This window comes from Stieleria neptunia, from assembly GCF_007754155.1.
GTDB lineage: Bacteria > Planctomycetota > Planctomycetia > Pirellulales > Pirellulaceae > Stieleria > Stieleria neptunia.
The window spans coordinates 7,724,497-7,736,542 of the sequence record NZ_CP037423.1 but is presented as its reverse complement, the minus strand read 5'-3'; the positions used below and the strand labels follow the sequence as shown (position 1 = coordinate 7,736,542).

The 12,046-nt window shown below is 60.2% G+C and carries 10 protein-coding genes; 8 read left to right on the top strand and 2 right to left on the bottom strand.

Annotation, left to right across the window (positions count from 1 at the left end):
* Positions 1-97 precede the first annotated feature (97 nt).
* The 4 genes from Enr13x_RS26875 to Enr13x_RS26860 all read left to right on the top strand — a co-directional run bounded on the left by Enr13x_RS26875 (position 98) and on the right by Enr13x_RS26860 (position 3,832).
* Entirely contained in the window at positions 98-736 is a 639-nt protein-coding gene (locus Enr13x_RS26875; RefSeq protein WP_231743808.1) for an OmpH family outer membrane protein, read from the top strand.
* Positions 737-879: 143 nt separating this feature from the next.
* The gene (gene lpxC, locus Enr13x_RS26870; RefSeq protein ID WP_145390010.1) at positions 880-1,782 is read left to right on the top strand and encodes a UDP-3-O-acyl-N-acetylglucosamine deacetylase; all 903 of its coding nucleotides are present in this window, start codon (positions 880-882) and stop codon (positions 1,780-1,782) included.
* A gap of 155 nt (positions 1,783-1,937) precedes the next feature.
* The gene (gene lpxA, locus Enr13x_RS26865; RefSeq protein ID WP_145390009.1) at positions 1,938-2,750 is read left to right on the top strand and encodes an acyl-ACP--UDP-N-acetylglucosamine O-acyltransferase; all 813 of its coding nucleotides are present in this window, start codon (positions 1,938-1,940) and stop codon (positions 2,748-2,750) included.
* A complete protein-coding gene (locus tag Enr13x_RS26860; protein WP_145390008.1) occupies positions 2,747-3,832 on the top strand; it encodes a Gfo/Idh/MocA family oxidoreductase in 1,086 nt (361 codons plus the stop codon). Before lpxA ends, Enr13x_RS26860 begins: the two co-directional genes overlap by 4 nt.
* Before the next feature lie 126 nt (positions 3,833-3,958).
* Here Enr13x_RS26860 and Enr13x_RS26855 read toward each other — a convergent pair whose 3' ends face one another.
* Entirely contained in the window at positions 3,959-4,906 is a 948-nt protein-coding gene (locus Enr13x_RS26855) for a sugar phosphate isomerase/epimerase family protein (RefSeq protein ID WP_145390007.1), read from the bottom strand.
* 458 nt (positions 4,907-5,364) lie between these two features.
* Here Enr13x_RS26855 and Enr13x_RS26850 point away from each other — a divergent pair, with 458 nt between their 5' ends.
* On the top strand, positions 5,365-6,327 hold the full coding sequence (locus Enr13x_RS26850; protein ID WP_145390006.1) for a hypothetical protein: 963 nt from the start codon (positions 5,365-5,367) through the stop codon (positions 6,325-6,327).
* 658 nt (positions 6,328-6,985) lie between these two features.
* Here Enr13x_RS26850 and Enr13x_RS26845 read toward each other — a convergent pair.
* Positions 6,986-7,555, bottom strand: coding sequence for a DUF4416 family protein (locus Enr13x_RS26845; protein WP_145390005.1), 570 nt, complete (start codon positions 7,553-7,555; stop codon positions 6,986-6,988).
* A gap of 91 nt (positions 7,556-7,646) precedes the next feature.
* On the opposite strand from Enr13x_RS26845, the gene Enr13x_RS26840 reads away from it, so the two are divergent.
* The 3 genes from Enr13x_RS26840 (at position 7,647) to Enr13x_RS26830 (ending at position 11,992) form a co-directional block, all read left to right on the top strand.
* Positions 7,647-8,759 (top strand): pyridoxal phosphate-dependent aminotransferase, encoded by a 1,113-nt coding sequence (locus Enr13x_RS26840; RefSeq protein ID WP_145390004.1) that lies wholly within the window; start codon positions 7,647-7,649, stop codon positions 8,757-8,759.
* Positions 8,760-8,851: 92 nt separating this feature from the next.
* On the top strand, positions 8,852-10,066 hold the full coding sequence (locus Enr13x_RS26835; RefSeq protein WP_145390003.1) for a cofactor-independent phosphoglycerate mutase: 1,215 nt from the start codon (positions 8,852-8,854) through the stop codon (positions 10,064-10,066).
* A 138-nt stretch (positions 10,067-10,204) separates the two neighbouring features.
* Complete coding sequence (locus Enr13x_RS26830) at positions 10,205-11,992, top strand: aspartate kinase (RefSeq protein ID WP_145390002.1); 1,788 nt, start codon at positions 10,205-10,207, stop codon at positions 11,990-11,992.
* Positions 11,993-12,046 lie beyond the last annotated feature (54 nt).

Sequence of the window (12,046 nt, the reverse complement as noted above, 5' to 3'; positions counted from 1 at the left end):
GTCTGCGTCGAGCCATTCCGAGCGAATCGATACCGTAACACGATTCGTTTCATCGCTGTGACAAAGGACTGCGACTCAATACGCAAGGAGAGCGAAAGTGCGAACCGTTCGCCATCAAGTCTGTGGAATTGCCATCGGATTGGCAACTGTGTTGGCCCCGTGTCTGATGACCGGTACTGCGTCTGCACAGGATTCGGCTCCTCACCGCGTTGCGGTCGTGGACGTCGCGTACATCTTTAAAAATCACCCGGGCATCAAGGTCCAGGTGGCGAACGTCGAAGGCGACCTGAAAGCCTACGATGCAGAGCTGAAACAAAAGCGTGAACAGCTGCAGAACACCGCTGCAAAGCTGAAGACGTTGTCGCCGGGTTCGCCCGAGTACGCTCAATTGGAAGAGCAACTGGCGAGCATGGATTCAAAACTCCGTCTCGACATGGCTCGCAAACGCAAAGAGCTGGCCGACGCGGAAGCCAAGATCTACTTTGACAACTATCAACAGATCGCCGCGGGCGTGAAGTTCTTGGCCAACCACTACAAGATCAACTTGGTGCTTCGTTACAACAGCGAAGAAATGAATCAGGCTCAAGGCGAATCGGTCATCCGTGGCGTGATGAAGAACATCGTGTATCACGATGCCGCTTTGGACATGACCCCGGGCGTCATGCAGTACCTGGACAAGGTGATCAAGACCGATCCGGCGATCGCCGGCCGCAACGGCACCTCGCAACGCCAGTAGGCTGTGAGTGATGCCAGCAGGCAATGAGGCACGTCAGGGGCAATGGCGTTGGCTCGGCTAACGAACAAAACGGCGGACAGCGATGTCCGTCGTTTTTATTTTCCTGATTCAAAATGTGGCTTGATTGAGCAGGGAGGCACGCCGTGAAGTTATCACGCAACCAGCATTCGATCGCTTCGTCTTGCCGGCTGAGTGGTCGAGGTTATTGGACGGCCAAAAAAGTCGAAGTCGCCATTCATCCGGCCCCGGTGAACACCGGAGTCCAGCTCGTCCGGACGGATTTGCCCGGTCATCCGTCGTGCCCGGCCCATGTCAGTCGCCGGACCGACGCCCAGCTCCGAACAAACGTGGCACAGGACGACGCCAAGTTCGAAATGATCGAACACTTGATGGCGGCACTCTATGCGATGGAAATCGACAATTGCATCGTCGAAATCAACGGCTGCGAACTGCCGGGACTCGACGGCAGCAGCAAACCCTTCATTGACGCCTTGGCGACCGCCGGGTTGGTGATTCAAGCCGGTGAGCGACGGCGTTTGGTGATCGACCAGGTGATCACACTGCGTGAAGGTTCCTCATGGATCTCCGCGGCACCGGTTCCGACCGGCGTCAGTCACTTCGGATACCAGTTGGTGTTCGACCAGGAAGGCGAGATCTCCAACCAATGTTACGGCTTTGCCTGCACACCGACGCGTTTCAGCCGCGATGTTGCACCGGCGCGAACGTTCGTGACCGAGAGCCAGGCCAAGGCGCTGCACGCGCGCGGCGTGGCCCAACACGTTTCCTACGAGGACTTGCTGGTCTTCGGTGCCGACGGGCCGATCGACAACAGCATCCGCTTCAAGAATGAATGCGCCCGCCACAAGGCCTTGGACTTGGTCGGCGACCTGGCCCTGGTCGGTGTCGAATTGGTCGGCAAGTTCATCTCCTATCGCGGCGGCCATCGATTGAACGGCCGGATGGCGCAAGCACTGCATGATCTGGCCGTGCAATCACAGTCGCGGAGCCAAGTCGGTTGTTTCAGCGATCGACGTCATGCCGCCTGAATCGCGGTGCGAAAAACTTTCCATCGGTGGACGAAAAAACAGCCTGATTCCTCTCGATCCAGAAGACCGTCATTCGCTACGTTCCCAATGATCCGCGATTTGATTTCGCTTTTCAGATCGCAACTTCCTTTATCAATCATCCATATTGGTTTGCCATGAGTGTTGTCATCGCTCAAACAGCCGTCGTTGATCCGCGAGCTCAGCTAGGGAACGGCGTTCGAATCGGCCATTTTTCGGTGATCGGGCCGCATGCGAAAATCGGCGACGGCACGCTGATCGAAGAACACGTCGTCATCACCGGACATTCGACGATCGGCGAAGACAACCACATCTTCCAAGGCACCGTGATCGGGGCGCATCCCCAAGACACCAGCTACAAAGACGCGCCGACAAAAGTCGTGATCGGCGACAACAACGTTTTCCGCGAACACTGCACCGTCAACCGTGCGACGGAAAAGGAAGACGGCCTGACCGAGATCGGGCACGACAATTATTTCATGGCCGGCACCCACGTCGCCCACGACTGCAAAGTCGGTGACCGGATCGTGATCGCCAACAACGGCATGTTGGGCGGCCACGTTCGCGTCGGAAACGATGTCACCATCGCGGGTGGCGTCGGCGTGTCGCACTTCGCCAGCGTCGGACAACTGAGTTTTGTCAGCGCGATGAGCCGGGTGCTGCACGATGTCCCGCCCTACACGATCGTCGACGGCCAGCCGACCAAACCGCGAGCGGTCAATACGATCGGCTTGAAACGACACGGTTACACCAGCGAGGACATCGCGGTGCTGACCCAGGCGTTCAAGTTGTTGTATCGGGCACGCGTCGGCGTCGACAAGGCTCGTGAGATCGTTTATTCGCAAGGCCCGATCCGGCCCGTCATCAAACACCTTTTTGATTGTGTCGATCGTTCGTGCAACGGACGCCACGGACGCGGTCAAGACCAACGGAGCAAGAAAGCAGCATGACACGTTTGCGCGTAGCCGTCATCGGGGCCGGCCATCTGGGACGAATTCACTCCAAGCTTCTCGGCAGCGTCGAGGGTGCCCAACTGGTGGCGATCAGCGATCCGATCGAGGCGGCCAGAAACAATGCGGCAAAACTTTTTGACGTCCCGACGTTTGCCGACTACCGCGACTGCATCGATCAAATCGATGCCGCCGTCATCGCCGCCCCCACCGATGCGCACGCCGAGATCGCAACGAACCTGTTGAAGGCCGGCAAGCACTTGCTGGTCGAAAAGCCGCTGGCGACCACCGCCGCCGACGCCGACAAACTGGCGATGCTGGCCGCCTCGCGCCGGCTGACCTTGCAAGTCGGCCACGTCGAACGATTCAACCCCGCGTTCACCGCGTTGGGAGATATCGGTGTCGACGTGAAGTACGTGGAAGCCGTCCGCGCCTCGCGCTTTCCCGGCCGCTGCCTGGACGTCGGCGTCGTGATGGACCTGATGATCCATGACATCGACCTGGTTTGTTCGATGACCGACGCAGCCATCGCCGATGTCTCCGCCAGCGGGATCGCGGTCGTCAGCGACCACGAGGACTTGGCCGAAGCGCGTCTCGAATTCGCCTGCGGTCTGGTCGCGAACTTGAAAGCGTCGCGGGTCAGCCCCACGCCGGCGCGTCAGATGCAAGTCTACGGTTGTGGCGGATTCGCCGAAATCGATTTCTCCGGACCGGCCCTGCACGCGGTGCGGCCGAGCGAGTCGCTGGTCGATCGCGATTTTGACTTGGACGAAGCCACCGACAATCCACTCGGCTATGCCGACACCTTGTTCACCGACCATCTGCAGTTGGAGACCCAGCAGCTGGAATCGCGGAATGCGATCCTGGACGAGCTGCATGACTTTGTGATCAGTATCCAATCGGGAATCTCACCGACGGTCAGCGGACTGGCCGGTGCCCGAGCCGTCACGATCGCCGAAAAGATTCTCGACGCGATCGCCCGGCGGGCCTGGTACGCCGCAGCCGCCCCGTCGGAAATCGGCCCCCTGGCCAGTGTCCGCCGACGCATCGAAGCGCCCAGCCGACTGCGAAAAGCCGCCTAAGCACAACGTGGCGTAAGCTTCCAGCTTGCGATCCTGCAAGCTAAAGCTTGCCCCGGAAGGCAAGCAAGATGCTTACCCCACTGTAGGCAAGCAAGATGCTTACCCCACTGTAGGCAAGCAGGATGCTTACCCCACTTGTGCGATCGCTTGGTGGATGGCCTTGGACGTGGCCGCACAGGCGGCATCGTTGTCCAGCTTGTTGAGGTCTTGATTGAAGGGTTCGGCGCGAACGGGGCCGTCGTAGCCGACATCGATCAAGGCCTGCAGGAAGGACTTCACGTCGATCACTCCGGTCGCCGCGGGTAGCTCACGTCGGTTGTCGATCTGTTCGTCGACGGCCAGTCCCGTGGGCGCATCATTCAAATCACAGCCGACGATCTGCTGCGGATTCAACGAGCGAATGTCGTCGGCGGTTTCGCCGGCGGTGTACCAGTGCCAGGAATCGAGCACGAAGCCCATGTTGTCCACGCCGATGGCTGAATGCAGTTCCGCCGTTTCCCGCATGGTGTGCAGGAACGGAAATCGTTTGGAGTTACGCAACGTCGACGTGCCGACGTATTCAAGCCCCAATCGCAGCCCGTGGTCTTTTAAGATTTTGGCGCACTCGCGAAGCCGATCGGCGTGTTGTTTGAAATTGGCGACGTAGGTCAATTCGTCATGGCATGGCGAGATCCAGGTGCCCATCCGGTCGACACCGGCGCGGCGCAGTGCGGCGGCCAGGGCGGGCAAGGCGGCCAGATCACTCTTGAATTTCGCCTCGTCCTTGCGGAAATCGACGGGCAGCCCCGAGGAGCCCCACACCAGGCCTTTCGCTTTCAAGTCATTGACCAACGCTTCGCTTTCGGCATCGGACAACTTGGCCAAATCGTGGGGCGCGGCGGCGACAGACTCAAAGCCATGTTTTGCCGCCAACTCGATCGCTTCGTTCTGGTTCGCTTTGACGCCGATGCTGCCCCAGCGAAGGTCGACGGTGAACTTGCGTTTCGACTCGGACAAAGCGAACACGGAGGGGCAGGCCGTAAGCGAGAGCAATCCGGCCGAAGCCGAGAGGACGTCGCGTCGAGAGAGTTTCATAAAACATCCGCGTGTGGTGTGTAAGAAGCAATCGGTGTCTAGTGCTTCGTCAACTTTTATACTTAGGGTACCGCGGAAAAGGGGGCAGGTACCAAAAATGCGAAGCACCCTGCGGGCCATTTGGTTTTTGGTACCTGACCCCTTTTCCGCTCGACAAACGCAGGCTCGAAAATTGAAAGCTGACAAAGCACTAGTTTAACATCGATCATTTCTCCGCGTGCTGGCCGGAGGATCGATTCGGCTGATATCCTTTGCAGGGGACGTCGATTGTAGAAATGTCGGAGTAGATCGTCGCGGAAGTCGTCAAAACTTTTGCGAGCCGCCGGCCCTCTCTGGCGTTTGCTTGCTGCGCAAACGCCGTCTCTGCCAGAGGGAGAGAAACTAAATCGGTTGCCAAATCCTGCGGTAAAAGAATCGACGTCCCGCGCAAACGCCCCCCCTTTCCAACACCGTTCCCGATGATCCTGATTGCAACCGACGAAGCCGGATATGGTCCGAAATTGGGGCCGCTTGTCGTCGCGGCTTCCGCCTGGCAGGTTCCCGTCGACCCTGCGGGCCCGTCTGATTTGCACGATGCATTCTCGGCCGTCGCCCGACCCGTGATGGTCGATGGCAGACGCATCGTGGTCAACGATTCCAAGGCCGTTTTCAAGCCCCAGTCGGTCACCCAAAAATCAGGCGGGTACGGCAAACTGGAATGCGTGACGCTGGCCGGCGCCCGCTGGTGTGGATTGGCCGACGAGCGATTGGACCTTGTCGGCGATCTGGCGGCTGACGACCGAGACTCGATCGGTGCGGCACCGTGGCTGGCGGGTCTGCTGGAACAGACGATCGAAACGGGTCAGGCGAATCCGTTGATCGCCGCCTGGGAGTCCGGTCCGGCCAGGCTGGTCGGACTCAAGACACGCGTGATCACCGCGGCGGCCTTCAACCGATCGTGTTGCGGGGGATCGAACAAGTCGGACTTGTTGTCACAGAGCACGCTGGAGTTGGTGAAGTATCTGCTCGGCGAGCTGACGATCGCCGCCGACGAACCGGTCGCGGTGTATTGCGACCGACATGGCGGACGCCGCTACTACGCCGGCCCCTTGCAAGCAGTCTTCGATGGCACGCTGGTTCGTGTCATCGCGGAATCGAAAGACGAAAGCTGCTACGCGGTGCCCTACCATGACGGTGAATTCACGATCCGGTTTACGGTCAAGGGTGATTCCTTCACGCCGGTGGCGTTTTCATCGATGGTCGCCAAGTACGTCAGGGAAAAGGCGATGGAATCGTTGAACGCGTACTTCGCCGACCTGGCACCACAACCGCTGCGTCCCACCGCGGGTTACCCCGTCGATGCGGATCGTTTTTTGACAGACATCGAAACGATCGTCCGAGAGCAGAACATCGACTTGGCTGCGTTGGTGCGCTCGCGATAGCAGGCCTGCGGGCCCGAATGGCAAGCGGTAGAACATCGTTTAGCGGCAGGGCGCGAGCCCTCCGGTCCTTCGCGCCGTCACCGGACCGCTCGCGCCGTTCCGCTACCATCGCTCGAGGGTTTTCGTGTTGGCGGCAGGGCGCGAGCCGAATACCACTAAATTGAGAAGCGAACATGAATTACCATGGCTCCCCTCTCCCCCGATTTCTGGCGAGCCTAAGCGAGTCAGAAATTGGGGGAGAGGGGCTGGGGGTGAGGGGGATATATTCTGTGCGACGTTGCCGGATTGCGGCAACGATACGCTCTCGAATGCCGGCTGGACCGGGCGGAGTGTCGTACCCTGGAATGCGAACGACTTCAAATCGACGCAGCATTGATCAATGTTGTATGGACCTATCGGATACTCGGTGCCCTTGTGATGGCATCGTCGATTCGTCATGCGGATTCCCCCTCACCCCCGGCCCCTCTCCCCCAAACAAGCCTTTCCTCGTTGCAACGTTTTCGCATTTTAAGATCACTTGACGCACACGATCAATTCGAATGAACCAGGAGGCTTGTTCGGGGGAGAGGGGAGCCATTTTGGGGCAAGTGGCTTCTCGTGTTAGCGGCAGGGCGCGAGCCCTCCGGGATGAAACACGTGATCCCCAGCCTCACCCGACTCATCCGCGCTGCCGAAAACCCATACCGCCTTGCAAGAATGCTCGCAGGTGGTTGCGGCAGGCGGTCGCGAACTCGGCCACTGCGGCGGTCCGGTAGTCGGGGTAGGTCCAGCGATGGTGCACCCATCGTTTGGCCGTGTAGGTCAGCGTGATCTCGCCGAACATCCCGTCGCGCAGGTAAACGCGATGATCGCGGTCCTTGGTCGTCGCCAGGACCAGTTTGGCTTGGGTGATGTAGCCGGGATCCAGATTCAGCGGGCGTGTCGGTCCGGAATCCGCTGCGGAATCGGCTGCGGCGAACTGCGTTTCCACCGTGTTGGTCCAATGTTTCCAGTCGGCCAGTTCGGCTGCGTCGCGGGGCTGGCGAAATCCGATCAGTTCTTTTTGCAGTCGCTCGCCCATCGATTCGGCGTAGTAGCCGCCGGCTTCGAACGGCAGGGGGCCGGATTGATGGAAAATCTCGCCCCAGTGGTTTTCCAGGTGCTCGATCGCCCGTCGCCGAACCAGGGCGTCGCCAGAAATCACCGCACAAAACCGAATCACCGGTTCTACGTATAGCACCTCGGCCACAAGTCGTCTCTCGTCTAGAATCAATCTTCGTTTCTTTTGACGTGACGCTTGACGCCGCGTCGCCACCGATTTTTCAGAGCATAGCAGAGCCATGCATCCTTGGATCGCCGACCGAACCACGACCTTTGACGCCAGCGGGATTCGTAAAGTCTTTGACTTGGCGGCCAAGCTGAAGGATCCGATCAATCTTTCGATCGGGCAACCCGACTTTGAGGTTCCGGAGTCGGTCCAGGATGCGGCGATCGATGCGATCCGTGGCGGCAAGAACGCCTACTCGCCGACACAGGGCATCGGGCCGTTGCGGTCGGCACTGCAACAAGAAATCGACTCGCGGTACGGCCACGACGACCGCGAGGTGTTCGTCTGCAGCGGCACCAGCGGCGGGCTGATGCTGTCGATGCTGTCGATGATCAATCCGGGGGACGAAGTGATTTACTTGGACCCGTTCTTTGTGATGTACCCGGCGCTGTTGAAGATGTGCGGCGGGGTCGCGGTGCCGATCGATTCGTACCCCAGTTTCCAGCTCGATCCCGACGCGATCGCGGCGGCGGTGACGCCCAAGACGAAGATGATTCTGCTCAACAGCCCGGCCAACCCGACGGGGGTCACGGCGACGGCCGAGCAGCTCGAAGCGGTCGCCCGATTGGCGGCGGAGAAGAACATCGCGTTGATTTCCGACGAGATTTACTCGCGGTTTCATTACGACGACGCCTTCGTGTCACCGGCCCAGTTCAACCCGGACACGATCGTGATCGACGGGTTCAGCAAAAGCCACGCGATGACCGGTTGGCGCGTCGGTTACGTCCACGGCCCCGGCGAAGTGATTGCGACGATGCTGAAAATCCAACAGTACTCATTCGTCTGCTCGCCCCAACCGGCCCAGTGGGGTGCCTTGCGTGCGATGGAAGTCAACCTGCAAGGCCACATCGATGACTATCTGAACAAGCGCGATTTGATCTGCGACGGATTGGCCGACCGATTCGAATTCACGCGTCCCGGTGGTGCGTTTTATCTGTTCCCCAAGGCGCCCGGCGACGCGGGCGGCGAAGCGTTCGTCCACAAGGCGATCGAGCGGGGCTTGCTGATCATTCCGGGCAAGATTTTTAGCGCCCGAGACAGCCATTTCCGGATCAGTTTCGCGGCCTCGGACGAAACCATCGCCAAGGGCGTCGCGCTGCTGAATCAATTGGCAGACGAGGCCTAGCACCAGTCCCCTTCCGAGATTCCCGTCTCTGAACGAAACTAGTGGGCATTCCCTTTACACCACCGGTCTCCCGAACCCCCCACCGAAACATCATGAAATATGTCATCGTCATCCCGGACGGATGCGCGGACGAACCGATCGAGGCGTTGGGCGGAAAAACACCACTACAGGCGGCAGCGCTTCCGGCGATGGACCGGGTCGCGGCGAGCGGGGCGAGTGCCCTGTCCAACAACACGCCGGCACACTTTCCCGCGGGCAGCGAAGTGGCCAATTTGTGCTTGTTCGGCTACGACCCGGACCAGTACTTCACCGGACGGGCGCCGTTGGAAGCGGCCGCCAGCGGGATCACATTGGGGAAGCATGATTTTGCCGTCCGCTGCAACCTGGTGACGATCGAAGACCAGATCATGGTGGACTTCACCGCCGATCACATCAGCACCGAGGAATCTCGGCAACTGCTGGCCGCCGCCGGCGAGGCCCTGCTGGGGTCCGAAGGCGGTCGTTTTGAGTTTGTCCCCGGCGTCAGCTATCGGAATCTGTTGATCTACCGCGGCGACGAAAACACGCCGCCGCCGTTTTCGTCCGAGACGCGTTCGACCGCGCCCCACGATCTGACCGATTTGTCCGTCACCGACGATTTCCCGCGCGGGCCCGGCAGCGATCTGCTGGTCCGGTTGATGAATGGTTCGGCCGACGTGTTCGCCGATCATCCGGTCAACCAGGCCCGACGGGCCGCCGGCAAACGCCCCGCGACGCACGTCTGGTTGTGGGGCCTGGGCGGGGCTCCGTCGATGCCCACCTTCGAAGAACGGTTTGGCGTTCGCGGCACGATGATCACGGCAGTGGATCTGTTGCGCGGGATCGCGGCGCTGGCCGGATGGCCGCGGATCGAAGTCGAAGGGGCGACCGGTTACCTGGACACCGATTACGCGGCCAAGGGTGCCGCGGCGATCCAGGCACTGCAACAGTACGACCTGGTCTGCGTGCACATCGAAGCCCCCGACGAAGCATCCCACGAAGGGCGTCACGACGCAAAGATCGAAGCGCTCGAGCAAATCGATCGCCACATCGTCGGGCCACTCGCCGAGGCGCTTGCGGGATACGGTGACCACCGGATTCTGGTCACTCCGGATCACCCGACGTTTTGCAGTACCAAAAAACACACCCACGGCATGGTCCCGTTGGTCATGGCCGGGACGGGAATCGAATCGGATTCGCAAACGACCTATGACGAAATCGCAGCCGCAGCGTCTGGGCGTCGCTTCGACCACGGCTGGGATTTGATGGATGCGTTCATCTGCCGCTAGCTCTTTGTCAACTCTTTAACTTAGGGTGCCGCGGAAAAGGGGTCAGGTACCAAAAATGCGAAGCACCCTGCGGGCCATTTGGTTTTTGGTACCTGACCCCTTTTCCGCTCGACACCGCATTTTTTAAAACCACACCCCATGTCTCTGATTGTTCAAAAATTCGGCGGAACAAGTGTCGCCGATGTCGAAAAGATCCGCGCCGCGGCGCGCAAAGCCATTCGTGCCCAACGCCAAGGCCATCGTGTCGTGATGGTCGTCAGCGCGATGGGAAAGAACACCGACCGGTTGTTGGAATTGGCGCAAGAAGTCGGCCCCAATCCGCCGGCACGTGAAATGGACATGTTGCTCAGCACCGGCGAACAGGTCAGCGTCGCCCTGGTCGCCATGGCCATCAACGCGCTCGGCAGCGAAGCGGTCAGTTTGACCGGCGGTCAGATCGGGATGCAAACCGACAGCAGTTTCAGCAAAGCTCGCATCCGTTCGATCTCCACCGAACGCATCGAACGCCTGTTGGACGAAGGCAAGATTGTCGTGGCCGCCGGATTCCAGGGGATCGACAATGACCTGAACATCACCACGCTCGGACGCGGCGGCAGCGACACGACCGCGGTCGCGCTGGCCGCGGTGCTGAAAGCCGACGCCTGCGAAATCTACACCGACGTGGACGGTGTCTACACGACCGACCCGAGACTGCTGCCCGAAGCTCGTCGCGTCGATGTGATCAGCTATGACGAGATGCTGGAACTGGCCAGCCTGGGCGCCAGCGTGATGCACAATCGCAGCATCGAATTCGCCAAAAAATTCGGTGTCCCGATTCACGTCCGCAGCAGTTTCTCGGACACCGAAGGGACGATGATCGTCACCGAGCAGGAGTCCGGGACCGCGCCGGTCAGCGGAGCCGCGATGACCCCCGACGAAGCCCGTGTGACGGTCTTGGGGGTTCCCGATGTTCCCGGCATGAGCTTGCAGATCTTTTCGGCGATCGCGGAGAAAAAGATCGCCGTGGACATGGTGGTCCAAAACATCGGGGACGGCGGCAAGGCGGACGTTTCCTTCACCGTCCGACGCGATGACCTGCAGGCAACCCTGTTGGCGCTCGCGCCGGTCATCGAGGCGATCGGTGTGGAAGGCGTGACCCACGATGATCACGTCAGCAAAATCTCCGTCGTCGGGGCCAACATGCCCGACCAAGCCGGTGTGGCCAGCGAAATGTTTCGCGCATTGGCCGGGGCGGGCGTGAACATCCAGATGATCACCACCAGCGAAATCAAAATCAGTGCGTTGGTGCCGCGTGACCAGGCATCGATCGCGCTCCGCGCCGTCCATGAAGGATTTAAACTGCACGAGAAACCCGATGACGCCAAATCGTGGAGCCAGATCAAGGCCGACCGGGAAGCAGGCGTCGAAGTGGAAACGTTGATCAGCCGGCTCCGCGATGATGCCCTCGAAGCGTTGACGTTGACCGGTATCTCCGTGCTCGATCACCAAGCTCGGGTGACGTTGATGGGGGTCCCCGACCGACCGGGGATCGCGGCGGACATGTTCGAACGCATCGGCGCGGCCGGTATCTCGGTCGACATGATCGTCCAGGGATATGACGGCGAAGACGGATCGACCAGCGTCAGCTTTACCGTCCCCCAGGACGCGCTGGAGGCGAGTCTGAAAGTCGCCGAAGCCATCGCGGCCTCACACGGCATGCGCGGCGTTCAAGGCGTCCGCGAAATCGCCAAAGTCACCGTCAGTGGGATCGGACTGCGCAGCCACACCCATGTCGCCACGCTGCTGTTCGAAACGCTGGCCAGCGCGGACATCAACGTCGACATGATCAGCACCAGCGAATTGCAAGTCAACGCCGTGATCAGCAGCGACGCCGCCGACACCGCCAAACGCGGATTGGAAAAGGTCTTCGCCGGATCGCTGGGGTAGGGGGAGGGAGAGGGAGACAAGGAGAGAGGGAGACAAGGAGGGAGGCTTTTTGTC